Raw genomic sequence first — 24,250 nt, 5'->3', positions numbered from 1 at the left:
CCAGAGGTTCGCCATGACTGCCGCCAAACTGCACCAGGATTCCATCATTATCGACGGCCTGATCATCGCCAAATGGGGCCGTGAACTGTTCGAAGATATGCGCAAAGGCCAGATGACGGCGGCCAACTGCACTGTTTCAGTCTGGGAAGATTTTCAAGACACCGTTGATAACATCGTCCAGGTTAACCGGCTGATTGAAGCCAACAGCGATCTGGTAATGAAAGTCGAAACCACCGCCGATATCCGCAAAGCCAAAGAGCTGGGCAAGACCGGCATCATCTTCGGCTTTCAAAACGCCCATGCTTTTGAAGACCAGCTCGGTTACGTACAGATATTCAAAGATCTCGGCGTCGGTGTCGTACAGATGTGTTACAACACCCAGAACCTGATCGGCACTGGCTGTTACGAGCGCGACGGCGGACTGTCTGGTTTTGGCCGCGAAGTGGTCGCCGAAATGAACCGCGTCGGCATCATGTGCGACCTGTCGCACGTGGGCAGTAAAACCTCCGAAGAAGTGATTCTCGAATCGAAAAAACCGGTGTGCTATTCGCACTGCCTGCCGTCCGGTTTGAAAGAACACCCGCGTAATAAATCCGATGCAGAGCTGAAGTTTATTGCCGACCACGGCGGCTTTGTCGGCGTCACCATGTTCACGCCGTTTCTGGCCAAAGGTCCGGATGCGACCATCGACGACTATGTCGAAGCCATTGCCTACATCCTCAACATCGTCGGTGAAGACCAGATCGGCATCGGCACCGACTTCACCCAGGGCCAGGACAAAGCCTTCTTCGACTATCTGGTGCACGACAAAGGCTATGCCCGCGAACTCACCCAGTTCGGCAAGATCGTCAACCCCGAAGGCATCCGTACCGTCGGCGAATTCCCCAACCTGACCGAAGCGCTGTTACGCAACGGCTTCTCCGAACGCGTCACGCAAAAAATCATGGGTGAAAACTGGCTGCGGATTCTGGGCGAAGTCTGGGGCGAGGCCTAATGCTTTTAGCTTCTCTCGTCCGGGCGGCGTTCCGCTCCCGTTAAGCGTCTAGCATTCCGAAGGAAATAAAATGTCCCATCATGCGCCCGAAATGCCCATCCAGGTCGACGACGAAACCGGCGTCTGGACCACCGATGCGTTGCCGATGCTGTACGTGCCCCGGCATTTCTTTATCAACAATCATCAGGCCATTGAAGAGGAAATCGGCGCAGAGCGTTACGCCGAAATTCTCTATAAAGCCGGTTACAAATCGGCCTGGCACTGGTGTGAAAAAGAAGCCGAACTGCATGGCATGAAAGGCGCCGAGGTGTTCGAGCATTACATGCGCCGTCTGTCGCAACGTGGCTGGGGTTTGTTCAGCATTGAACAGCTCGATATCGCCGCTGGCACTGCCCGGGTTCGTCTCGACCATTCGGCCTTTGTGTACTTCTACGGCAAGGTCGATCGCATGGTCGACTATATGTTTACCGGCTGGTTTGCCGGTGCCATGGATCAGATTGCGCAAGCCGAAGGCCTGACGATTAAAACCCAAGCCAAACAAACTCAGTGTGCTGCGCAAACGGGTGTCGATTACGGCCTGTTTGAAGTGACGCCCCTGTAATTTTTGAATCACTATTAACCGGTTCAGTTCGCCCTGGGCCAGGTTCACCGGGAGCCGTGTTATGTCCCAGTTTGAAAAACTGTTCACGCCGCTGAAAATCAATCAGCTCACCATTCGTAACCGCGTTGTCAGTACGGCTCATGCCGAGGTGTACGCGACCGACGGTGGTATGACTACCGATCGCTACGTGAAATATTACGAAGAAAAAGCCAAGGGCGGCTGTGGCCTGTGCATCTGTGGCGGCTCCAGCGTGGTATCGATCGATAGTCCGCAAAGCTGGTGGAGCTCGGTGAATTTATCGACCGACCGCATTATCCCGCACTTCCAAAATCTCGCCGATGCCGTGCACAAGCACGGCGGCAAGATCATGATTCAGATCACCCACATGGGCCGCCGCTCACGCTGGGATGGCGAGAATTGGCCGAACCTGATGTCACCTTCTGGTATTCGTGAACCGGTGCATCGCGCTACCTGTAAAACCATCGAAGAAGAAGAAATCTGGCGCGTGATCGGCGACTTCGCTCAGGCCGCGCGCCGTGCCAAAGAAGGTGGTTTAGACGGCGTCGAACTCTCGGCCGTGCACCAGCATATGATCGATCAGTTCTGGTCTCCTCGGGTGAACAAACGCACCGATGAATGGGGCGGCACCTTCGAGAACCGCATGCGCTTTGGTATGGAAGTATTAAAGGCCGTACGCGCTGAAGTCGGCCGCGATTTTGTCGTCGGCATGCGCATCTGTGGTGATGAATTCCACCCCGATGGCTTAACCCACGACGACATGAAAGAAATCGCCAAATACTACAACGCCACTGGCCAACTCGATTTCTTCGGCGTCGTCGGTTCCGGCTGCGATACCCACAACACGCTCGCCAATGTGATTCCCAATATGTCCTATCCGCCGGAGCCGTTTTTGCATCTGGCGGCGGGTATTAAGGAAGTGGTTGATGTACCGGTGATTCACGCTCAGAACATCAAAGACCCGAACCAGGCTGAGCGTATCCTGGAAGCCGGTTACGTCGACTTTGTGGGCATGACTCGGGCGCACATTGCCGACCCGCATTTTATTGCCAAGATTAAAATGGATCAGGTCGATCAGATTCGTCAGTGCGTCGGCGCCAACTACTGCATCGACCGCCAGTACCAGGGCCTCGATGTGTTGTGCATCCAGAACGCGGCCACCTCGCGCGAATACATGGGCATGCCGCACCTTATCGAAAAAACCACCGGGCCGATTCGTAAGGTGGTTGTTATCGGTGGTGGACCGGGTGGTATGGAAGCCGCGCGTGTGGCCGCCGAGCGTGGCCATAAGGTGACGCTGATTGAAAAAGGCAGTGAGCTGGGCGGCCAGATTACGCTGGCGGCCAAAGCCCCGCAGCGCGATCAGATTGCCGGCATTACGCGTTGGTACGCTCTAGAGCTGGCGCGGCTGAAGGTGGAATTGCGCTTCGACACCGCTGCCGATGCCGCCCTAATTCGCGACCTGAATCCGGATGTGTGCATCCTTGCGACCGGCGGTACGCCTTTCCTCGAACAGAACCCGGAATGGGGCTTCGACCAAGGCTTAGTCGTATCGACCTGGGACATTCTTAGCGGTGCGGTCGAGCCGGGCGAAAACGTGCTGGTGTACGACACTATCTGTGAATTCTCCGGTATGTCGGCCGCCGATTACCTGGCCAGCAAAGGCAGTTTGGTCGAGCTGGTCACCGACGACATCAAACCCGGCGTCGGTATCGGCGGTACGACTTTCCCAACCTATTACCGCAGTCTGTACGAACGCGAAGTGGTGATGACCTCCGACATGATGTTGGAAAAAGTCTACGCCGAAGGTGACAAGAAAGTCGCTGTGCTGGAGAACGAATACACCGGCCAGAAAGAGGAGCGGGTGGTCGATCAAATCGTTGTTGAGAATGGCACGCGTCCTAACGAAGCGCTGTATTACGAACTGAAAGCCGATTCGATTAATAAAGGCCAGATCGATGTTGAAGCTCTGTTCGACAGCGCTGCTCAGCCGGTACTCAGCGAGGCCAAAGACGGCATGATTCTGTGGCGTCTGGGTGATTGCGTATCGCAGCGCAATACGCACGCGGCCATCTATGATGCGTTGCGGTTGTGCAAGGATTTGTGATTTGACGCTAGACGCTGAACGGGAGACGGGAGACGCAAAGGCAACACCTAAACCAGCATCTCCCGTCTCCCATCAGGCGTCTTCCAATTCGAGCAAAGCGAGAAAACCAATGCTTGATCGTGCTTTACCAACCTTACTGATCGCCGCGCTGTTATTGCTGTTGCTCGGAGCGTTACGCCGCATCCGTTTATGGCGGGCGGGCCAGCCAGAGTCGGTAAATCTACTGGCCGGTTTGCTGGCCATGCCGCGCCGTTATCTGGTTGATCTGCACCATGTGGTCGACCGCGATAAAGCCATGTCGCGCACGCATGTGGCCACGGCCGGTGGCTATGTGCTGGCCATGCTGCTGATTCTTCCTGTCTACTTATTCGATCTGCGTAGCCCGTTGTTGATTGCGCCTTTGTTGCTCGCCACAGCCTTAATGTTTATCGGTGCGCTCTTTGTAACGCGCCGCCGCATTAACCCGCCAGAGCGTTTATCCAAAGGCCCCTGGATGCGCTTGCCGAAAAACCTGCTGGCGTTTTCCGCGTCGTTTTTCTTACTCACCTTAATTGCTTCTGGCTGGCTGCCTGAGAATTTTGGCGGCACGGTGTTAGCCGTTGTTTTGTTAATTGGCGTGGCTTTCGGTCTGGCAGAGTTAATGTTCGGCATGGGCTGGGGCGGGCCGATGAAACATGCCTTTGCCGGCGCCTTGCACCTGGCGTTTCATCGTCGCCCGGAACGCTTTGGCGGTGGTCGTTCCACTGGCCTGAAAGCGGTCAACCTGGATGGCGCTCTGGGTGTTGCCGAACCCAAGGATTTTAAATGGAACCAGTTGCTTGGTTTCGATGCCTGCGTGCAATGCGGTCGTTGTGAAGCTGTATGTCCAGCATTCGCTGCGGGCCAGCCGCTGAACCCGAAAAAACTGATTCAGGATATGGTGGTCGGCCTGGCCGGTGGCAGTGATGCTAACTACGCCGGTAGTCCCTACCCGGGTAAGTCAATCGGCGATGCCAAGGGTGGGCCCGGGCAGGTGATTGTCGATGGTCTGGTCAGTGCCGAAACTCTGTGGTCCTGCACCACCTGTCGAGCCTGCGTCGAAGAATGCCCGATGATGATTGAGCACGTCGATGCCATTGTCGATATGCGTCGGTTTTTAACACTGGAGCGTGGTGAAACACCGAACAAGGGTGCCGAAGTATTAGAGAACTTAATCGCTACCGATAACCCCAACGGTTTCGATCCAGCCAGTCGCACCAACTGGGCAGCGGACCTGGATTTACCGCTGATGAAAGATAAACAAAAAACCGATATTTTATTCTGGGTCAGCGACGGCGCTTTCGATATGCGTAGCCAGCGCATTTTACGAGCCTTTGTGAAAGTTCTGCGCGCGGCCAAGGTCGATGTTGCCGTACTCGGCGATGAAGAAAAAGACAGCGGCGATGTCGCCCGCCGCCTGGGCGATGACGCAACGTTCCAGTCACTGGCGAAACAAAATATCGAGACGCTGAGCCGTTATCAGTTTAACCGTATCGTCACCACCGATCCGCACGCCTTCCATGTGTTGCGCAATGAATACGGCGAGCTGGGTGGGCATTATGAGGTGCTGCACCATTCGATGTTTATTAACGAACTGATCGAAAACGGTCAGTTAAAACTCGATGGTTTTAATGGCGGTACCGTCACCTATCACGACCCCTGTTACCTGGGGCGCTATAACGGCGAGTACGAATCACCACGAGCGGTTTTGAGTGCGCTCGGTATAGAAGTCAGCGAAATGCAGCGCTCCGGTCATCGTTCGCGCTGCTGTGGTGGCGGTGGCGGTGCACCCATAACCGACGTGCCCGGCGAGCGACGCATTGCCGATATGCGCGTCGATGATGCCCGCGAAGTGCAGGCTGAAACGATCGCGGTAGCCTGCCAGCAATGCACCGCCATGCTCGAAGGCGTGGTCGAACCACGACCGCAGATTCGCGACCTGGCCGAGCTGGTGGCCGAGCAAATTGTGGAGGTGCATTGATGGCCGATGTGATTCGTCGCGACCCGCGCCTGGAACGCATAGCGCGTAATCGTCTGCATCCTCAACACGCCGCCTTAACGATGGTCGGCGAGGTGCGTGGGCCAACCGGTTTGCTGCGCAAGAATCCACACGCTGTGGGTTTTATTGGCCCGAATGGGATTAAGCGCATTGATAGCAGTGCCAAAGGCGGCATGAATGTTTTGATGCGCCGTTCTGCTCAACAGGCTTCCACAAAAACTGTTGAGCTGCCATTACATAAAGTAGATGCGCCGGATTATTGTATTGCGGTGGTGGTCGATTTAGCCGCCGGTCGGTTAAGTGGCCACGACAAAGATGTGCTCGGCCAGGCGCATCAACTTGTGGCTGAATTAGGTGGAAAAGGCGCGGTGCTGGCCATTGCTTTTGGTGAAAGCCGCGAAGTTGATTTCGCCGCCGCCGGTGCCGACCGTCTGTTGCATCTGCCGGACTACAGCGGCTATTGCCCCGAACAAAAACTGGCCGTGCTCGAAGCGCTAGAAGCCGAACACGAAATCCGTTTCTGGCTGTTCCCCGATTCCGTTCAAGGCGGTGCCGACCTGGGCCGCCGTCTTGCTGTCCGTCTGGATATTCGTGCCGCTACTCATGCCTGGCAGGTGGATGTAAGTACGACGATCAGTCGCGGTGGTCGTGACCGAATCGACTGGCAGCGCTCCACACCTCGTTTGCTGCTACTGGCCGAAGAATGCGCCATGCCCGTCAGTGAACGACGTCATGAAGCCAAGCCGATTGTCGCGCCGATGGTGACGGCTATTAATGCTCAAATTGAAGACCTCGGTCCGGTCGAAGTTGACCCCAGCCAGATCGCCCTGGCCGAAGCCGAATTCATTATTTCGGCCGGTAACGGCGTGCGCGACTGGGATCAATTCCATGAAGTTGCCCGCGTGCTGGGCGCGACCGAAGGCGCCAGCCGCGTCGCCGTCGACGATGGCAATATGCCGCGCTTCCGCCAGGTGGGCGCCACCGGTACCTGGGTGACCGCGCGGGTCTATATTGCCGTCGGTATTTCCGGCGCCATCCAGCATCTGCAAGGCATCGGCCAGTGCGACAAGGTTATCGCCATCAATATGGACTCGGGTTGCGATATGGTGAAACGTGCAGACTTGTCGGTGATCGGTGACAGTCAGGCCATCCTTGCTGAGTTATTAAATTTGTTGGGTGAGAGTGCAACCGAAACATCCGCCGCAGACTCGGAGACCCGTCATGTCGCTTGATGCAACTTTGAATGTGACTGCCTTGGTCAGCATCGGCCAACATGAAAAATCTGGCCGCGAACAACGCGCCAGTCAGGATGCCCGTGCAGTTGAACTGGGTCTTAAATTAGTCGGCACTCAGGTCAAATTACTGCATGTCGGTGCTCACCAAAACGCCGCCTTAAAGCAATACCTAGGTATGGGCCTGCCAGAATTAACTCTGTTGACAGCAGCTGAAAATTCAGATGCAACGGCTGTGTTATTGGATCATTTAAAAACCACGACAACGGATATAGTACTGACCGGAATCCGCGCTGAAAATGGCGAAGCTTCCGGCCTATTGCCTTATCAACTCGCCGAAAAACTCGGCTGGCCCATCGTCGATCGTATCGCCGATATTCAAAAAATTGCCGACGGTAAAGCCGAAGTTCTACAAGCCCTGCCACGCGGCCAGCGCCGCCTGCTGCGTGTGCCACTGCCATTCATCGCCAGCGTCGATAACGCCGCAGCTACCCCTCGCCAATCCGCCTTCGGCGCCGCCCGCCGCGCCACCATCACCGAGCAAGCTGTCGATGCCCCGGTCGATACCACTCGCCAGGAATGGCAACAAAGCCCCGCCAAAGCCAAACCAAAACGCCTCAACGTCGTCAAAGCCAAGAACGCCGCAGACCGATTTAAAGCGGCGACTGCCAAACCCGCAGGCCGGGGAGGTCAGGTGATTAGCAGTGGTACCGATCGAGAAAAAGCCGACGCCATAGTGCAAATGCTGTTGAGCGAAAATCTTGTCAGGTCATCAACCCCTGAACTCTGACGTGCCAATATCCACGGGCTGCAGAAGTGATTAACGTGAGTGTGACTCACTGGATAAGGTCAATTTAAGTGGCGATTCATAAACCATCAGCAGGAAACTCATCGTAAGCTTTGAGAAATTGGAACCGTCGGCCTGCGCGGTATCGCTCCAAAATTTGTTCCACCACGGTTATTACCTGAGTAGGGCATTGCCTCGGATGAGACCGGGCTCATCCTTGGTTTAGGCAGGTCCATCAATCCAGACACTACATTAGCGCGAGCGTTGCTCTCTAACAGGTAGCTGATAATCAATTTGGGAGTTCTGTTAGCTTTTTTGTATGAATGGACGGTTTCTAGCAAACTGGTGGTGATTCAGATATATATAAAGTCATCCCTCACGATTTCTAAAGCTTTATCACCATGCCCGGGACGTCGAACCAAGTAAGCCGCATCCTAATTGTTGAAGATGACTCGCAGATCGCTGAGATGCTTGCTGCTATGTTCCGCGAGCATAATTTCGAGGCCGCTGTAGCGGGCTCTGCCAGAGAAATGGACTTGATGTTGAAGGATTCCTCTTTCAACTTGCTGTTGCTCGATATTATGTTGCCAGGCGAAGATGGTTTGAGTATTTGCCGACGCATTCGGTCCCAATCCTCATTGCCCATTATAATGGTTACTTCACTGGGTGAAGATTTGGATCGCATATTAGGGCTTGAGCTTGGCGCTGACGACTATGTGACCAAGCCGTTTAACTCCAGGGAGCTGCTTGCTAGGGTTCGTGCTCTGCTGCGCAGAGCAACCTTGGGTGAGCAACAAAGAAAGTCACCTTCGGTGATGAAGTTCGATGGCTGGCAAATTGATCCGCATTCGCGGCAATTGATCGATCCTGAAGGCGTAGAAATCTCTCTGACCTCTACAGAATTTGATGTACTGCTCGCATTCTGCATGAAGCCACAGCAGATCCTCAGCCGTTCGGAGCTACTGGCGCTGACGCATGTCGGCATTGCCGGCCCAGTGGAGCGCAGTGTTGATGTCCACATCAGCCGCGTTCGACAAAAGATTGAACAGAATCCTCATGATCCGGTTCTGATCAAAACCGTTCGTATGGGTGGCTACATCTTCACTCCAAAAGTGGAGTCAGAATGATGTTTCAAAAGTTTCGCGAAGGCTCAATACGCTGGCAAATTGTCACCTTGGCCGTGCTGCCGGTCGTGCTTGTTGGTGCATTGGGCATACTGACTGAGCCGCTGTTTTCGGAAGAAATAGAGCCTTCACGCGCTGAAATACTGTCAGCAAAAATTGATTTGCTTGCCGATCAAATAGAGCACGCTTCTTCTACCCAAGTCGTCTCCGATATTATAGAAACGACCCGGCAGTCCGAGTTGGATGTTGTGGTGGTAGATAGCGGTATTGATGCCACCGAACACGCCAATTCGGACTTTGAAGAACCGCTGATCTCTGCGCTGAATGACATTCACCGTCGACAAGCCTGGGCGGTATTGTCGTCAGGCGGGATTCCTGGAATTGTTGTTGAAGCCGGCAGTAAAAAGCTTTTGATTACTCTTCCGGCTGAGGGGCCGGCAACTGTTCTGAATGAAAATGCTGTGAACATTCTTCTCTATGTATTGCTTATAACAGCGCCCATCATACTGCTTTCACTTTACGCTGCGCAGTTGATTGCCTCGCCACTCGCTAAGCTGTCAGCAGCAGCGCTTAACCAAAGTACCTTCGACTCGGAATTTTCGGCGTTTGATGAATCGGGCCCACGTGAACTGCGTGACCTTGCTCGACAGCTAAACGACATGCAACGACGCCTTAATCTTATGCTGAATGAGAGAACGACCATGCTTCGCTCCGTCAGTCATGATCTGCGCACGCCACTAACGCGACTCAAGTTACGAGTCGAACGTTCAGTGTCATCGCAAAGCGCCAGCGTCTTGATAAAAGACATAGATGCAATTAACGAGATGATCGACGAGACGCTCGATTATTTACGTAACGACAGTAAAACCAAGCCGCTGAAAAAATCGGATTTGCCCAGTCTCCTCGAAACCCTTTGTTCGCAATATTCCGACGATGGTTTCTCTGTGGTCTATTCTGGCCCGATGCGACTCAGCTATGAGTGTCGTCCCAAAATGTTGTCTCGAGCCATTTCGAACTTAATAGACAATGCCATTAAATACGGTGATCAAGTAGAGGTCTCGCTGATGCCTCTACCAGACGGAGGCATCCGGCTGGCGGTTTCAGATAATGGTCCGGGCCTGCCCGCCCATCTATTGGATAAGGTGGTGGAACCCTTCGTTAAGGCCGATCCCGCCAGGCAAAGTGTTCATAATGTTGGTTTCGGTTTGGGGCTGTCCATTGCTCAGGACATTGTGAGAGGTCATGGTGGACAACTCAGCTTAAGCCAGCGGGAGCCAACCGGACTCACCGCGGTGATCGAACTGCCCCCAAATTAGAATTTGCTTATAAACCAAGCCTTTCGTGTTATCGGCTAAGACGCACCTTAACCAAGTTCTGACCGTTCAACTTCAGCCAGGTTTTCCGTTCAATCTGTACCGACCTGCCAAGCATCAGTCGCCGCCGCCTTGGTGTATCGACTTACTCTACGACCTCGACTATAAAGCGATGATCTGCACTGAATCACTTCCTCGCCAAAGCCTGACTACGGATGTTTCGTACAGTTTCAGGCATCGAAATATTTCTTAATAAAACAAAACCCAATTCAATCCAACAAACGGGCTTACTGCGTCCTGGATAAGTCGCGAGGAGGCTAACCCTATTGTTCGGCCGGAACATCCTCCGACATCTAGGCGCGCAACGGCTGCTTGTGAACAGCTAAGTGGCGCTGTTAATTGCGGCAATACCGGAGAAGACATTGATATGAAACAGAGTGAAAACCAAGAAAGACAGGCATCGAAACAGCCGTCAAGTATCTCGCTGCGAGATCAAGACCTGCCGTTCATCGGTACGGAAGAAACTTATTCCACCGACGAATTGATGCAATTGGTCGCCATCAACGATCAGCACGCTAACTATCTTAAGAAAATTGGACTCAGTGAATTAGGTCCAGCCCGCCTAGAAGCGATGGACGCAGCAGGGCTCAATGTTCAAATCCTTTCTGTGCATTCGCCGGGTGTGCAACACATACCCGGTCAACAAGGGATTGATTTGGCGCATCGTCTCAACAAGGCGATTGCCGAGGGTCCGATGGTCAATTACCCAGGTCGGTTCCAGGCCTTTGCAACCTTGCCACTGCAAACGCCAGGTGCAGCAGCGGATGAGTTGGAACGGGCTATGCGAGAAGACGGCTTTGTGGGAGCCATGATCAACGGATTTATTAATAAGAAATTTTTAGATGATCCGGATTTTGACGTTCTGCTTGAGCGCGCTGAATCGCTCGGAGCGCCTTTGTATTTGCATCCTGCTTTTCCGCCAGACGACGTCTTTAACATTTACTACCGAATGTCGCGGCCGGAATACAACGATCAGTACCAAGATTACATTTTCAGTGGATCAGGTTATGGATGGCATCAAGAGGTGGTCACTCAATGCCTGCGACTGATTCTAAACGGGGTACTCGACAGATTTCCGAAGCTGCAGTTCATTGTGGGTCACATGGGAGAAGGTATTCCATTCTTCTTCGAGCGTATCAAAGAAGACTTGGGTGACAAGACTCAACACTCGCTCAACAAACCCATCGAACAATATTTTAACGATAACTTTTGGTACACCACCAGCGCATTCCCTCAAGACAATTTGCTCCATCTTTTGCTGAGTTACATCAGTGAAGACCGAGTCATGTTTGCAACCGACTATCCGTTTGCAGACATGAAGCAACAAACCGATTGGTTCCGGGCCGTGGACTTACCTCGTGAAGTCAAAGAAAAAATTGCGTTCCGAAATGCTCAAAAACTGTTTGGAGTAAACATATAATGACGATACTTCCTCAAAGCGGTCCTGTTCGAATCCTGCTCCTAATTCTCGCTGTCGTCGCCGTTCTGGCTGTGCCCTATATGTTCTGGGGTGAGCAAATTGAACGCTATTGGGACAGCACTAACGTTGTTGAATATCTCCGCGCACAAGGCCCCTGGGCTGCAATCGTCGGCATTGCGCTGGTATGTGCTGACCTTTTTGTACCGATGCCAGGGCCCGCTATCATGGCAGGGCTGGGGCTTATTTATGGTTTCTTGCCGGGCGCTTTGCTCGCAACCTTAGCCAGCTTCCTGTCGGGATTCTTAGCCTTTACTCTGTGCCGAGCCATTGGGCCACGCGCTGCCGCTTGGATTGCCAGCGAGAGTGAGATAAAGCGATTGAGCGGATTCTTCGAGCATTACGGTATGTGGGCAATCGCTGTTTCGCGTCTCTTGCCTTGGGTGCCAGAGATTCTCGCTTGCGTGGCTGGTCTTTCAGGGATGTCAGTGACACGCTTTGCGATCGGTAATTTTATCGGAGGCGTCGCCGTCGGTTTCATCAACGCTTATTTTGGATCGCGTGGCGAGTCTGATCCGGAAACCTTGGCGTTTGTAATCGCATTGCCTTACTTTCTGATTCCGGTGTTTCTGTTTATTTTGGCGAGGGGTTTCAAAACGCATAAAACCAAAACAGACTCTCAATCTGAAGAGAACACCTGAACGACATAAGATAAGAGTTGAGAGTACTGGTTCTCCGAAGGTCTTATTTATTTCACCTCCTAATAAGATGCTTCGGGGGACGCTGACGGCGGACTTGTCACCGGGCATAGCCACGGTTAGCCTGCCTCTATCGGTATCACGCCACTTACCCAAATTCTTCCAGTCAAAGAAGGAGCGCTTCCTTGCTGAATCCTGACAGCTGGACCCTGGTGCAAGGGTTGCTGGTCTTTGCGGGCTGCGCTCTGGTTATTGCTCTGGCCGGTACTCGTATCACTGCGGTGGTTGACCAACTGGCGGATCGTACCGGCATCGGTGAAGCGGCAGCAGGGGCGGTGTTGCTTGGCTTTAGCACCTCTATTGGTGGCTCGGTATTGTCGGTCACCGCTGCGTGGAACGGCAATGCGGAACTGGCTGTCAGTAACGCCTTGGGCGGCATCGCCGTGCAAACCTTCTTTCTGGCCGTAGCCGATATGGTCTACCGCCGAGCCAATCTGGAACACGCGGCGGCTTCGGTACCCAACATGATCCAGAATGCATTACTGATCATGTTGCTGGCGTTAATTATGATTACGCCTCTGCTGCCTGAGGTCACTCTGTGGCAGGTGCATTTTGCCTCCCCACTGCTGTTTATTTTCTATGTGTATGGCCTCCATCTGGCGCAGGGTGCGCATAACAAACCGATGTGGACGCCGACTCAAACCCGGGAAACCCGTGCAGACCAGCCAGACGATACCAGCCGTATGCCGTCGACGGTGCGTTTGTGGGTTGAATTCACGCTGTTATTTGTGGTGCTCGGTTTGGCGGGGTGGACGCTCGAACCGGCGGCGACTGTGATCGCAGCAAAGACGGGTTTAACCCAGACCGTTGTTGGGGTGATGTTGACGGCTATTTCTACGTCCATACCTGAACTGGTGACGTCCATAGCGGCGGTTCGACGAGGCGCCCTGACTCTGGCGGTCGGCGGTATTATCGGTGGTAACGCCTTCGATACGCTTTTTATGGCGGCTTCAGACATCGCCTATCGTGATGGCTCGATCTATCACACCATGACTAAATCGGCTCAGCTTTGGGTCTCTTTGACGCTGTTGATGGCTGCGGTGTTGATGATGGGATTACTCCGGCGCGAACGTCTGGGGCCGGGGCGGATTGGGGTTGAGAGCGTGGTGTTGATACTGCTTTACCTCAGCGGCACAGCGCTGCTGCTAAGTGCGCTCTAGCGGTCGGCCCGATCGACCGTCAATGCATTCATAGCAATGCACGAGCGCTGCCAGTCAACGCCACCTGTTGCTCTACAGTTACTGGCCTGGTGCACCTTGATGCTCGCCGATAAGGAAGGAAAATATCAGGGTAACTATTATGACTCTATAAAATTGCAGGAGTTAATGATGGAGTACTCACGATGTTTATAAGAAATTTATTATTGATACTTTTTCTATCGATTGGCTATGTGACTGCTGGTGACACAATAAATAACCAGCAACTAAGTCAATCGGAATTGGCGAGTCTTTTTAATGAACTCGGTATTTCTATATATCTAGATCCAGTTGTTATGGCAGAGGTGCGTCATCCATTAGATGATTTTATTCTGATTGATGCGGTTCTGGAAGGTGGTGGTTATGTTAATTTCTACGTAGGAAATCAGCCAAATCTTCCAGATCCACCGTCGCAAGATGTTGAAGTGGTAGAGTGGGAGCATAACCAAGTCCTGGTTTATGGATTTTTATGGGATAGCGACTTGGGTAGTAGTGGGAGCGTTATTGCTGATTTCTCTGACACTATAGGATACCCTCAATATCTACATGTGTTTTATGATGATCTCGAAGATCCGTCGACTGAAAGCGTAATGCAGATAGTGAAATCTATTTCATCGCTGTCAGAAAATTAATTCATGCGGTATCTATCTTAAAATATAGGCTCAGTGACTTAACCCAGACCCCCCACTCTCTCCCCAGCCTCAAACGACGCAATCAATGTCTCCAGTCGCCGTAATTGAGTCACGTCCCGCTTTGCACTCATTACCCAATAAACCGACTGTCTTCGATAAGAAGGCGCCAGTGCTTCAAAAAATTCCCAGGCTTTTGCGTTGGCTTTGAGGCGATCTTGATACGCTTTGGCCAGTTCTACATTCATACTGTCAACTGAGTACCCCTCAGCATCTTTGCGGGCGTAAAACAGCTCTAATCCTTCAGGTCGCATATCCCCACTTTCGATCAAAGCCTCTACCTTTTTAACATTAACCGCGCTCCAAACACTGCCTTCTTTTCTCGGCGTAAAACGAATTTTATAGCGTTCAGCATCAACCGTTTTTCGGATGCCGTCGATCCAGCCGATGCACAGCGCAGCGTCTACAGAATTTGACCAGCTCAGGGTGGCTCGGCCAGTGCTTTTTTTGAAATAGCCAACCCAGACTTCCGTTTCGCTTTGATGGTGTTGTTCCAGCCATTGGCTGAATTCTTCCTGGCTGGCGAAGAAAATGGCGTCTTCCAAAGCGGAATTTCCTTATTTAAAAAATGAAATAAATGGTTGTGGCGCTCTCTGTGAAAGAGAGCGCCAAACCTTTAACTAGGGTTGCTGCGGGGATGGGTTAGTTCTTTTCCAGCCAGCTGATAATGGCCTGGTTGGTTTCGATGGGTTTTTCCTGGCTGATCCAATGGCCGCAGTCCAGGGTTGTTACTTCAACCTGGGGCACAGAGTTCGCCAGCGTCGGAGAGGGCTGAACCATATCGCGTGCGCCGTAAATCATCAGCGCCGGTTTTTGAATGATGGGGTCGACGTTGGCCAGCAAATGCCAGTTGCGGTCGAGGTTACGGTACCAGTTGATGTTGCTGGTGAAGCCAGAAGTTTTGAAGGCTTCAACAAAGACGCTCAGGTCTTCGTCACTCAATAACGGCTCGCCGGCCGGGCTGTCGGACTGAGCCAGGTTGCTCATCATATTGCCCGGTGCTGGAGCGGCCATGGGTTCGTTTTTACGATAAAGATTGCGCAGGAAGTTTTCGGTATTGGCTTCCAAAATGGCATCGGCGACGCCTGGCTTTCGGTTGAAGTCGACCATGTAGTAATCGGCGCCGATGATGGCTTCGAGCATGTCGATCCAGGGCATTTCGCCGCGGTCCATATAGGGCACGCTCAGGTTGACGATTTTGCTGACGCGGGTCGGGTGCAACAACGCCAATCCCCACACCACCATGGCGCCCCAGTCGTGGCCGATAAAGACGGCCTCTTTATAGTCGTAGTGGTCGAGCAGGGCGACCAGGTCGCCGCTCAAGTGTTCCAGGTCGTAAGCGGTTACTTCGCTGGGGCGGGAGGAGTTGCCAAAGCCGCGCTGGTTGGGAGCGATGACGTGGTAGCCGGCGTCGACCAGTGCCGGTATTTGCTCTTTCCAGGTGTAGGCCAGTTCTGGCCAGCCGTGGCACAGAACGACTGGTTTTCCGGCGTTTTCCTGGCCGGCTTCGAAGACCTCGAGTTCCACGCCATTAACAGAAACAAAACTGGGTTTGGGGAAGTGGTTTGCGTTGCTCATCGGGTTCCTTGCTTATGAAAATTGAACGGCCACTTTAGTCTTCAAACAGGTCAATACTCGCCCTAATAGAAAGGAGCGTTTTTGCTGGGTTCGAACAGCGGTCACTTATCACGGCCGGGTCGTTTTAATTCCTCTTTTATCCAGCTGTCTGAATGCCGTTTCCACGGATGACGTTTAGGGGAATAAAACGACGCAGGAATGTCGTTTGCGGAATCTTCGCGGGCACTCAAAGTTCTAGTATGCAGCTTCGGTGTTTGATCCCGGCACCCCGTTAGGCTCGATACGCCGACAACAACAATAATGACAGGAGATCACAGTGATGAGTGTTCAAGCATCTAATCGCGGTGTTGTTTACCAGGGTCCGGGCAAGGTCTCGGTCGAATCCATTGCCTTTCCCGAGCTTGCCATCGGTAAGCGCCGTTGCGATCACGGCGTTATTCTGAAAGTGCTCACTACTAATATCTGCGGCTCCGATCAGCATATGGTGCGCGGCCGTACCACTGCGCCTCAGGGGCTGGTGTTGGGCCATGAAATTACCGGTCAGATCATCGAGTGCGGCCGTGATGTGGAATTTCTGAGCGTCGGCGATGTGGTGTCGGTACCCTTCAATATTGCCTGTGGCCGTTGCCGGAATTGCAAAGAAGGCAAAACTGGCATCTGTCTGAATGTGAATCCGGCACGTCCGGGTGCTGCTTATGGTTATGTCGATATGGGCGGCTGGGTTGGCGGCCAGACCGAATATGTGATGGTGCCCTATGCTGACTTTAACCTGCTGAAATTTCCTGACCCGAATCAGGCGATGGAAAAAATCCGCGACCTGACGTTGTTGTCCGATATTTTTCCGACCGGCTTCCACGGCTGCGTGACTGCCGGTGTTGGTCCGGGGTCAACGGTGTATATTGCCGGCGCCGGTCCGGTTGGTCTCGCTGCGGCGGCGGGTGCGCAGTTGCTTGGCGCGGCCTGTGTGATTGTCGGCGATATGATCGATGAGCGGCTGGCCCAGGCGCGCAGTTTTGGTTGCGCCACCATCGATTTGAAACAGGATGCCGAATTGCCCGAGATGCTGGAGCAGATTCTCGGTGAGCCGGAAGTCGATTGCTTTGTTGATTGCGTTGGTTTCGAAGCGCATGCCTGCGGCCATCATCACCATGTTGAGCAACCGGCCACGGTGTTGAACTCGGCCATGCAGGTCACCCGTGCCGGTGGCGAAATCGGTATTCCGGGTTTGTACGTGACTGAAGATCCGGGCGCGGCCGAAGCGGCTGCTCAGCAGGGTTCACTGAGCATGCGTTTTGGTTTGGGCTGGGCCAAGTCGCACTCCTTCCATACTGGCCAGTGCCCGGTGATGAAATACCACCGCGCGCTGATGCAGGCGATTTTATTCGATCGGGTGCAGATTGCCGAGGCCGTGAATGTGCAGCTGATCAGCCTCGACCAGGCGCCGCAAGGCTATGCCGATTTTGACGGCGGGGCGGCGAAGAAGTTTGTGATTGACCCGCACGGTTCGGTGGCTGCTTAAAACCGAAGCCAGAGCATTCCGGCGTGGCACACTGCGGCCGGGATGCTCAGCACCGACGCTATTCGGTCTATTTGCGGCCGGGGTCGGGCTTTGCGATGGTGTTCGGATCACAATAGCGCGGTGTTGCTCAGCTGGCCCAGCTATACTGCTACAGCGTGATCGCCACATTCGATAAGCGCCATTCACAATAATAACGACCGTGCCGTACAAGAATCATTATGTCTGATGCCTCTCAATCTTCGCCCGCCCAGTCGGATTTTCCGCTGGACTGGTTAAACGCCGAAATTGTGGCCTTTAGAGCCCGGCCGGGACCACTGTTGCCACTGTTGCACCGCATCCGCGACCAGTTGGGTTATATCCCCGAAGCGGCGGTGCCGGTTATTGCCGAGGGTCTGCAAATCACCCGCGCCGAAGTGCATGGGGTGATCAGTTTTTATCACGATTTTCATACCCAGCCGACCGGTCGTAACCGCCTGCAAATCTGCCGGGCCGAGGCCTGCCAAGCGCGCGGTTGCCAGTCGCTGGAAGCCTATGTTCAGGAAAAACTCGGCATTGGTTTCCATCAGACCACGGCCGATGGTGAAGTGAGCCTGGAGCCGGTTTATTGCCTGGGTAATTGCGCGACTGGCCCGGCGGTGCGCTTGAACAACCGCATTTATGGCCGGGTGACGAATCAGCGGCTGGATGCCTTGCTGGACCAGGCTGCCACTCGTCCGTTGATCATTCAGGAGCCGGAAGCATGACGCGTATATTTGTGCCGCGTGACACCACGGCTTTATCGCTCGGTGCCGATGAAGTGGCGGCCGCCCTGCTGAACAGCGGCGCTGAATTCGATCTGGTGCGCAACGGTTCGCGCGGCCTGTTTTGGTTAGAGCCTCTGGTCGAAGTGGAAACCGACGCCGGTCGCGTCGCCTATGGCCCGGTCACACCTGAAGACATCCCGGCCTTGCTCGACAGCGGTTTGCTCGACGGCCAGCCCGGCCACGCGCTCTATCTGGGACCGATTGAAGAGCACCCCTATTTAAAAAACCAGCAACGCCTGACCTTCGCCCGTGCCGGCATTACCGACCCGGTGTCGCTGGATGATTACTGTCAGCACGGTGGTTATGTTGGCTTGCGCCAGGCGCTGCATAAAACCGAGCAGCAGATTGTCGAGGAAGTAAAAACCTCCGGCCTGCGTGGTCGTGGCGGGGCGGCGTTCCCGGCAGGTATTAAATGGCAGACGGTACTGGATGCCGATGCCAGTCGCGAACACAGCCGTTATTCCGGCCGCAAATTTATTGTCTGCAACGCCGACGAAGGCGACTCCGGCACCTTCGCCGACCGGCTGGTGATGGAAGCCGACCCCTTTATGCTGATCGAAGGCATGACCATCGCGGGCTTGGCGGTGGGTGCTGACACCGGCTTTATTTATCTGCGTTCGGAATACCCGGTTGCGTTTGAGATTTTGAATGAAGCTATAGCGGTAGCAGAGTCCGCGGGCTATTTGGGCGAGAACGTCCTTAACAGCGGTCGCGCTTTTCATCTGGAAGTTCGCCTCGGTGCCGGTGCCTATATCTGCGGTGAAGAAACGTCGCTGTTGGAAAGTCTGGAAGGCAAGCGCGGACAGGTACGGGTGAAACCTCCATTGCCGGCATTGCATGGCGCTTTCGGTCAACCGACGGTGGTCAACAACGTCCTCACCTTTGCAGCAGTGCCCTTTATTATGGCCAATGGCGGTCAGGCCTATGCCGACTATGGCATGGGTCGCTCGCGCGGCACCTTGCCGTTTCAGTTGGCGGGAAACATCGAACGCGGCGGTCTGGTTGAACTGGCTTTTGGCGTCACGCTGCGTGAATTACTGGAAGACTACGGCGGCGGTACTGCAACCGGTCGGCCCATGCGCGCGGTTCAGGTCGGCGGACCACTCGGCGCTTATCTGCCAGAAAGTCAGTGGGATACCCCGCTCGATTATGAAGCCTTCGGTGAGGTCGGCGCCGTGGTCGGTCACGGTGGCATCGTGGTGTTCGATGACAGCGTCGACATGCTCAAGCAGGCGCGTTTTGCCATGGAGTTTTGCGCTGTGGAATCCTGCGGTAAATGTACGCCGTGCCGCATCGGTTCGACGCGCGGCGTGGAAGTGATCGATCGCATTCGCGCCAATGACGAACGCGACAACAACCTTATTTTGCTGCGCGATCTGTGCGACACCCTCGAAGACGGTTCGCTCTGTGCCATGGGCGGCATGACACCGAATCCGGTGCGCAGCGCGCTCAACCATTTCCCCGACGATTTCCAACGCGACGCAGCCCGCGTCACGGAGGCCTGACCATGTTGCATATCTACGATCCCGGCACCCGTTCCGACCGCGACCTGGGTACACCGCCGCCGGTTGAAACGGGTCAATCCGTTACGCTGAGTATTGATGGTCAAAGCGTTGTCGTACCCGAAGGTACTTCGGTGATGCGCGCCGCTGCCATCGCCGGCATTCAGATTCCCAAACTGTGCGCCACCGATAATCTCGACGCCTTCGGTTCCTGCCGTTTATGCGCGGTCGAAATTGCAGGTCGGCGCGGTTTGCCGGCGTCCTGCACCACACCGGTGGCTGAAGGCATGAGCGTTACCACTCAGAACGAACGCATCGCCAAATTACGCCGCAATGTGATGGAGCTGTATATCTCCGACCACCCGCTGGATTGCTTGACCTGTTCCGCCAATGGCGATTGCGAATTGCAGGATATGGCCGGTGCCGTTGGCCTGCGTGAAGTGCGTTATGGCTATGATGGCAAAAATCATTTAGACGCTGGCAAAGACACCAGCAACCCTTATTTCACTTTCGATGCCAGCAAGTGCATCGTTTGCTCGCGTTGCGTGCGCGCCTGCGAAGAAGTGCAGGGCACCTTCGCGCTGACCATCGACGGCCGTGGTTTCGATTCGCACGTCGCCGCTGGCCAGGACGAAGACTTTATGGCTTCCGAATGCGTCTCCTGCGGCGCCTGCGTGCAGGCCTGCCCGACCGCGACGCTGATGGAAAACTCGGTCATCGAACAGGGTCAGCCGGATCGTTCGGTGGTCACCACCTGCGCCTACTGCGGCGTCGGTTGCTCGTTCAAGGCCGAACTAAAAGGCAACAGGGTAGTGCGTATGGTGCCGTTCAAAGACGGCCAGGCGAATCATGGCCATTCCTGTGTGAAGGGGCGCTTTGCCTTCGGTTATGCGACGCACCCAGATCGACTGACCACGCCGATGATTCGCGATCATATCGACGAAGCCTGGCGGCCGGTCAGTTGGCAAGACGCCATTCAGTTCGCCGCCGAACGCATTAAATCCATTCAAGCTAAACATGGACGCAACAGCGTCGGTGGCATTACCAGTTCGCGCTGCACCAACGAAGAAGCTTATCTGGTACAGAAACTGGTGCGCACCGCCTTCGGCAATAACAACACCGACACCTGCGCGCGCGTCTGCCATTCGCCGACCGGTTATGGCCTGAAACAGACGCTCGGCGAAAGCGCCGGCACTCAGACCTTCGATTCGGTCATGCAGGCCGATTGCATCATCGTCATCGGCGCCAACCCGACCGATGCGCATCCGGTATTCGGCTCGCAATTGCGTCGTCGTTTGCGCCAGGGCGCCAAGCTGATTGTTGCCGATCCGCGCGCCATCGATCTGCTAACAACGCCGCACGGAACCGAAGGTTTGCATCTGCCGTTGCGTCCGGGTACCAACGTTGCTCTGGTCAATGCGCTGGCGCATGTGGTGGTCAGCGAAGGGCTGGAAGATCGCCGCTTTATTGCCGAGCGTTGCGACGCCGACGAATACGCCGCCTGGAATGCTTTTATTCGCGAACAACGTCACTCACCGGAAGCGACTGAGAGCATTACCGGCGTGCCCGCGCAGCGCGTCCGTGAAGCCGCGCGGTTGTATGCCACCGCTGGTAATGGCGCCATCTATTATGGCCTGGGTGTGACCGAACACAGCCAGGGTTCGACCATGGTGATGGGCATCGCCAACCTGGCTTTGGCGACCGGCAACATTGGTCGCGAAGGCGTCGGCGTGAATCCGCTGCGTGGTCAGAATAATGTCCAGGGCAGTTGTGACATGGGCAGTTTTCCGCACGAATTGCCGGGCTATCAGCACGTGGCGCAGGACGATTCGCGTCAGCGTTTTGAAGCCGCCTGGGGCGTAACTATTGATCACGAACCCGGCTTGCGCATTCCCAATATGTTCGACGCCGCCATCGACGGCAGCTTTAAAGGGCTCTATGTGCAGGGCGAAGATATCGCTCAGTCCGACCCCAATACCCAGCATGTAGAACAAGCACTCGGTTCGCTGGAATGTTTAATTGTTCAGGATATTTTTCTCAACGAGACCGCCAAGTTCGCGCACGTCTTACTACCCGGTTCGTCGTTCCTGGAAAAAGATGGCACCTTCACCAACGCCGAGCGCCGCATCAATCGCGTGCGCAAAGTGATGCCACCCTTAGCGGGCAAAGCCGATTGGGAAATCACTCAGGATTTAGCCAAGGCGCTGGGTTACAACATGAATTACCAGCACCCGGAGCAGATCATGGCCGAGATCGCCAGCCTGACGCCGACTTTTAAAAACGTGACTTATAAAAAGCTGGATGAACTGGGCAGCATTCAGTGGCCGTGCAACGACGACCATCCGAATGGCACACCGATCATGCACGAACAGGATTTCCCCATCGGCAAAGGCCGCTTTGTGGTCACCGATTATGTGCCCACGACCGAACGCACCAATCGCCGTTTTCCGTTGCTGCTCACCACCGGCCGAATTCTCAGTCAGTACAACGTCGGTGCTCAGACCCGGCGCACCGATAACCAAAGCTGGCACGATCAGGACTGGTTCGAAATTCATCCGCACGACGCTGACGAGCGCGGCATTAACGACGGTGACTGGGTCGGCATTACCAGCCGTAGCGGTGACACCGTGCTGCAAGCCAAGGTCAGCGAACGGATGCAACCGGGCGTGGTCTATACCACCTTCCATCACCCGGTCAGCGGTGCCAATGTGATCACTACCGATAATTCCGATTGGGCCACCAACTGCCCGGAATACAAGGTAACCGCAGTGCAATGTGAAAAAGTCGCCAACCCCAGTGCCTGGCAGCAGCGCCATCGCGAACACCATAAAAAGCAATGGGGCTTTTTGAAAACCGCTGTTGAAGCCGACGCGACCGCAGTGAAATAAAGATGGCGATCAAGGCACTGAAAGAGACCGGCCACCGGGGTTACCGAATCGCTCAGGTAGGCGTGCGCCACCGCGCTGATCGGGGCTGGAATGAAACTCAGCAGGATGACAGCCTGGCGCAAGAGCTGCCCGTTGCCTTCAGTTACAACGGCCAGACCCAGGCGGTGATGATGGCAACGCCGACGGATCTGGAAGACTTTGCCCTGGGCTTCAGCCTGAGCGAAGGCATTATCGAAAACGCCAAGGAGCTCTACGATCTGAACCTTGTTGATCACGGCGACAAAGGCCTTGAACTCGACCTGCATATTCACGGCGCACGCCTGGATGCGTTGAAACAGCAACGCAGAACCATGGCTGGTCCCAGCGGTTGTGGTCTCTGCGGTAAGGATTCGCTCGATCAGGTGATGCGTGATTTGCCGAAGGTCACACCAAGATCGGTACCGACGGCCGAGTCAGTGCAAGCTGCTTTAAATCATCTGCGGCACCATCAGCCTTTGCAGCAACTGACCGGCGCCATTCACGCCGCGGCCTGGTGCGATGAAACGGGCACTATTAAAGCGGCGCGTGAAGATGTGGGTCGACACAATGCGTTGGATAAACTCATCGGCGCGTTAAGCCGCGAACAGATCAACACCGACAGCGGTTTTTTATTGCTGTCGAGCCGCGCCAGTTTTGAACTGATTGCCAAGGCCGCCCAGTGTGATCTGGGCGCGATGGTGACCGTCAGTGGCGCCTCCAGCCTGGCGGTACAACAGGCGACAAACTACGGCATTCGTCTGGTCGGTTTTGCCCGTGATCAGCGTCAGTTGGTTTATTGCTGATAAAACAGCATCCGTCTTTGAATGAGTGATTAGCATGAGTCACCGAACCCAAAACCTGATCAAGATGATCAATCAGATCGCCGATCACACCCCGCTTAAAGATGGCGAAGAAAACGCCGCCAAGGTTGTGGCCGCACACGTCACAAAATTCTGGGCGCCACCGATGCGCGCAGACATCAAAGATTATCTGGAAAATGATGGCTGTGAATTAAATAGATTGGCCGCTAAGGCAGTGCGTTTGTTGTAACCTTTTTATTTCACAGCCTGCAAAAACATCTGCCAGTCTTCCGGGGTATTCACATTGAGTTGCTCGTTTTCGCTGAGCGATTCTTGCAGCCAGCAGCCGTTAAATTCTGTCATCAAGGCACGAATCGACCTCGGGCCATCGACCTGTTGCAACCAGTTGGTTAGCGTATCGAAAAGTTGGGTGCTGGCGGGAACCGCCAAAGGGAGCGGTGAATGCTGGAACGCCACTGGTACCGCTTTGTCCATTATGCTCATTGCCAGTTGACGCAATCGCGCTACCGGCAGCGCGGGCATATCCACCGGCATCAGTAACCAAAAGCCAATTTCAGGATGTTTTTGCAGCGCACTGTGTAACCCGGCCAGCGGCCCTTGGAAGTCGGGCCACTGATCCGTTATGCCATCCGGCCCGCTGTGCCAGACCGGCAGTTCCAAGCTGCTCAAGCGTTCGCGCTGCCAGTTCAGCAAAGACGTACCAGCCACCACCAACTGAGCTTTGTCGCTGCCCATACGGCGGCTGCGACCACCGGCGAGAATTAATAGAGCGCCGTTTTGAAACATGGCGGGCTGTTTAACCTTTAGT

At 54.5% G+C, this 24,250-nt stretch carries 21 protein-coding genes; 18 read left to right on the top strand and 3 right to left on the bottom strand.

Annotated features, from left to right (window positions below):
* The first annotated feature begins 13 nt into the window (after positions 1-13).
* The 12 genes from ACXAE6_RS01895 to ACXAE6_RS01840 all read left to right on the top strand — a co-directional run bounded on the left by ACXAE6_RS01895 (position 14) and on the right by ACXAE6_RS01840 (position 14,256).
* Positions 14-994: a dipeptidase gene (locus tag ACXAE6_RS01895; protein WP_475143767.1), complete on the top strand. Its 981-nt coding sequence runs from the start codon at positions 14-16 to the stop codon at positions 992-994.
* Between the two features lie 70 nt (positions 995-1,064).
* The gene (locus ACXAE6_RS01890) at positions 1,065-1,595 is read left to right on the top strand and encodes a DUF5943 domain-containing protein (protein ID WP_475143765.1); all 531 of its coding nucleotides are present in this window, start codon (positions 1,065-1,067) and stop codon (positions 1,593-1,595) included.
* A gap of 61 nt (positions 1,596-1,656) precedes the next feature.
* A complete protein-coding gene (gene dgcA / locus ACXAE6_RS01885; protein ID WP_475143762.1) occupies positions 1,657-3,720 on the top strand; it encodes a dimethylglycine demethylation protein DgcA in 2,064 nt (687 codons plus the stop codon).
* 109 nt (positions 3,721-3,829) lie between these two features.
* Entirely contained in the window at positions 3,830-5,719 is a 1,890-nt protein-coding gene (locus ACXAE6_RS01880) for a (Fe-S)-binding protein (protein WP_475143760.1), read from the top strand.
* Positions 5,719-6,969, top strand: a complete 1,251-nt coding sequence (gene etfA, locus ACXAE6_RS01875) for an electron transfer flavoprotein subunit alpha (protein ID WP_475143756.1) — start codon at positions 5,719-5,721, stop codon at positions 6,967-6,969. The genes ACXAE6_RS01880 and etfA overlap by 1 nt, the downstream gene beginning before the upstream one ends.
* Complete coding sequence (gene etfB / locus ACXAE6_RS01870) at positions 6,959-7,759, top strand: electron transfer flavoprotein subunit beta (RefSeq protein WP_475143752.1); 801 nt, start codon at positions 6,959-6,961, stop codon at positions 7,757-7,759. The genes etfA and etfB overlap by 11 nt, the downstream gene beginning before the upstream one ends.
* A gap of 398 nt (positions 7,760-8,157) precedes the next feature.
* Positions 8,158-8,883, top strand: a complete 726-nt coding sequence (locus ACXAE6_RS01865) for a response regulator (RefSeq protein ID WP_475143748.1) — start codon at positions 8,158-8,160, stop codon at positions 8,881-8,883.
* A complete protein-coding gene (locus ACXAE6_RS01860) occupies positions 8,880-10,196 on the top strand; it encodes an ATP-binding protein (RefSeq protein WP_475143746.1) in 1,317 nt (438 codons plus the stop codon). Before ACXAE6_RS01865 ends, ACXAE6_RS01860 begins: the two co-directional genes overlap by 4 nt.
* A 424-nt stretch (positions 10,197-10,620) precedes the next feature.
* Positions 10,621-11,673, top strand: coding sequence for an amidohydrolase family protein (locus ACXAE6_RS01855; protein WP_475143744.1), 1,053 nt, complete (start codon positions 10,621-10,623; stop codon positions 11,671-11,673).
* A complete protein-coding gene (locus ACXAE6_RS01850) occupies positions 11,673-12,371 on the top strand; it encodes a TVP38/TMEM64 family protein (protein WP_475143742.1) in 699 nt (232 codons plus the stop codon). Before ACXAE6_RS01855 ends, ACXAE6_RS01850 begins: the two co-directional genes overlap by 1 nt.
* 182 nt (positions 12,372-12,553) lie before the next feature.
* Positions 12,554-13,588 (top strand): sodium:calcium antiporter, encoded by a 1,035-nt coding sequence (locus ACXAE6_RS01845; protein ID WP_475143739.1) that lies wholly within the window; start codon positions 12,554-12,556, stop codon positions 13,586-13,588.
* 182 nt (positions 13,589-13,770) lie between these two features.
* Positions 13,771-14,256 (top strand): hypothetical protein, encoded by a 486-nt coding sequence (locus ACXAE6_RS01840; protein ID WP_475143736.1) that lies wholly within the window; start codon positions 13,771-13,773, stop codon positions 14,254-14,256.
* A gap of 38 nt (positions 14,257-14,294) precedes the next feature.
* Here the strand turns inward: ACXAE6_RS01840 and ACXAE6_RS01835 are convergent, their stop codons facing one another.
* A complete protein-coding gene (locus ACXAE6_RS01835; RefSeq protein ID WP_475143733.1) occupies positions 14,295-14,858 on the bottom strand; it encodes a YdeI/OmpD-associated family protein in 564 nt (187 codons plus the stop codon).
* Positions 14,859-14,955: 97 nt separating this feature from the next.
* Positions 14,956-15,891, bottom strand: a complete 936-nt coding sequence (locus tag ACXAE6_RS01830) for an alpha/beta fold hydrolase (protein WP_475143730.1) — start codon at positions 15,889-15,891, stop codon at positions 14,956-14,958.
* 319 nt (positions 15,892-16,210) lie between these two features.
* Between ACXAE6_RS01830 and fdhA the strand changes: the two genes are divergently transcribed.
* The 6 genes from fdhA to ACXAE6_RS01800 all read left to right on the top strand — a co-directional run bounded on the left by fdhA (position 16,211) and on the right by ACXAE6_RS01800 (position 23,671).
* On the top strand, positions 16,211-17,410 hold the full coding sequence (fdhA, locus tag ACXAE6_RS01825) for a formaldehyde dehydrogenase, glutathione-independent (RefSeq protein ID WP_475143727.1): 1,200 nt from the start codon (positions 16,211-16,213) through the stop codon (positions 17,408-17,410).
* Between the two features lie 218 nt (positions 17,411-17,628).
* The gene (locus tag ACXAE6_RS01820) at positions 17,629-18,153 is read left to right on the top strand and encodes a formate dehydrogenase subunit gamma (RefSeq protein ID WP_475143724.1); all 525 of its coding nucleotides are present in this window, start codon (positions 17,629-17,631) and stop codon (positions 18,151-18,153) included.
* Entirely contained in the window at positions 18,150-19,718 is a 1,569-nt protein-coding gene (locus ACXAE6_RS01815) for a formate dehydrogenase beta subunit (RefSeq protein ID WP_475143721.1), read from the top strand. Before ACXAE6_RS01820 ends, ACXAE6_RS01815 begins: the two co-directional genes overlap by 4 nt.
* A gap of 2 nt (positions 19,719-19,720) precedes the next feature.
* The gene (gene fdhF / locus ACXAE6_RS01810) at positions 19,721-22,603 is read left to right on the top strand and encodes a formate dehydrogenase subunit alpha (protein WP_475143717.1); all 2,883 of its coding nucleotides are present in this window, start codon (positions 19,721-19,723) and stop codon (positions 22,601-22,603) included.
* Between the two features lie 2 nt (positions 22,604-22,605).
* Positions 22,606-23,424 (top strand): formate dehydrogenase accessory sulfurtransferase FdhD, encoded by an 819-nt coding sequence (gene fdhD, locus ACXAE6_RS01805; RefSeq protein ID WP_475143715.1) that lies wholly within the window; start codon positions 22,606-22,608, stop codon positions 23,422-23,424.
* Positions 23,425-23,458: 34 nt separating this feature from the next.
* The gene (locus tag ACXAE6_RS01800; RefSeq protein WP_475143713.1) at positions 23,459-23,671 is read left to right on the top strand and encodes a formate dehydrogenase subunit delta; all 213 of its coding nucleotides are present in this window, start codon (positions 23,459-23,461) and stop codon (positions 23,669-23,671) included.
* A 5-nt stretch (positions 23,672-23,676) separates the two neighbouring features.
* Here the strand turns inward: ACXAE6_RS01800 and mobA are convergent, their stop codons facing one another.
* Positions 23,677-24,228 carry a molybdenum cofactor guanylyltransferase gene (gene mobA / locus ACXAE6_RS01795; protein WP_475143709.1) on the bottom strand — a complete coding sequence of 184 codons (552 nt, stop codon included), beginning with the start codon at positions 24,226-24,228 and terminating at the stop codon, positions 23,677-23,679.
* Between the last annotated feature and the right edge of the window lie 22 nt (positions 24,229-24,250).

The sequence above is a fragment of the Saccharospirillum sp. ABV4_185 genome, assembly GCF_056159245.1.
The sequence above is the reverse complement of the archived record's forward strand: the minus strand, read 5'-3'. Positions and strand labels throughout refer to the sequence as shown.

Excerpts from the sequence above, each read along its gene's own strand:
- fdhF (WP_475143717.1), top strand. The coding sequence starts at position 19,721 with ATGTTGCATATCTACGATCCCGGCACCCGTTCCGACCGCGACCTGGGT.
- fdhD (WP_475143715.1), top strand. The coding sequence starts at position 22,606 with ATGGCGATCAAGGCACTGAAAGAGACCGGCCACCGGGGTTACCGAATC.
- dgcA (WP_475143762.1), top strand. The coding sequence starts at position 1,657 with ATGTCCCAGTTTGAAAAACTGTTCACGCCGCTGAAAATCAATCAGCTC.
- ACXAE6_RS01830 (WP_475143730.1), bottom strand. The coding sequence starts at position 15,891 with ATGAGCAACGCAAACCACTTCCCCAAACCCAGTTTTGTTTCTGTTAAT.
- ACXAE6_RS01800 (WP_475143713.1), top strand. The coding sequence starts at position 23,459 with ATGAGTCACCGAACCCAAAACCTGATCAAGATGATCAATCAGATCGCC.
- ACXAE6_RS01860 (WP_475143746.1), top strand. The coding sequence starts at position 8,880 with ATGATGTTTCAAAAGTTTCGCGAAGGCTCAATACGCTGGCAAATTGTC.
- ACXAE6_RS01850 (WP_475143742.1), top strand. The coding sequence starts at position 11,673 with ATGACGATACTTCCTCAAAGCGGTCCTGTTCGAATCCTGCTCCTAATT.
- ACXAE6_RS01840 (WP_475143736.1), top strand. The coding sequence starts at position 13,771 with ATGTTTATAAGAAATTTATTATTGATACTTTTTCTATCGATTGGCTAT.
- ACXAE6_RS01865 (WP_475143748.1), top strand. The coding sequence starts at position 8,158 with ATGCCCGGGACGTCGAACCAAGTAAGCCGCATCCTAATTGTTGAAGAT.
- etfB (WP_475143752.1), top strand. The coding sequence starts at position 6,959 with ATGTCGCTTGATGCAACTTTGAATGTGACTGCCTTGGTCAGCATCGGC.
- ACXAE6_RS01880 (WP_475143760.1), top strand. The coding sequence starts at position 3,830 with ATGCTTGATCGTGCTTTACCAACCTTACTGATCGCCGCGCTGTTATTG.
- ACXAE6_RS01815 (WP_475143721.1), top strand. The coding sequence starts at position 18,150 with ATGACGCGTATATTTGTGCCGCGTGACACCACGGCTTTATCGCTCGGT.
- ACXAE6_RS01895 (WP_475143767.1), top strand. The coding sequence starts at position 14 with ATGACTGCCGCCAAACTGCACCAGGATTCCATCATTATCGACGGCCTG.
- ACXAE6_RS01855 (WP_475143744.1), top strand. The coding sequence starts at position 10,621 with ATGAAACAGAGTGAAAACCAAGAAAGACAGGCATCGAAACAGCCGTCA.
- fdhA (WP_475143727.1), top strand. The coding sequence starts at position 16,211 with ATGAGTGTTCAAGCATCTAATCGCGGTGTTGTTTACCAGGGTCCGGGC.
- mobA (WP_475143709.1), bottom strand. The coding sequence starts at position 24,228 with ATGTTTCAAAACGGCGCTCTATTAATTCTCGCCGGTGGTCGCAGCCGC.
- ACXAE6_RS01890 (WP_475143765.1), top strand. The coding sequence starts at position 1,065 with ATGTCCCATCATGCGCCCGAAATGCCCATCCAGGTCGACGACGAAACC.
- ACXAE6_RS01820 (WP_475143724.1), top strand. The coding sequence starts at position 17,629 with ATGTCTGATGCCTCTCAATCTTCGCCCGCCCAGTCGGATTTTCCGCTG.
- etfA (WP_475143756.1), top strand. The coding sequence starts at position 5,719 with ATGGCCGATGTGATTCGTCGCGACCCGCGCCTGGAACGCATAGCGCGT.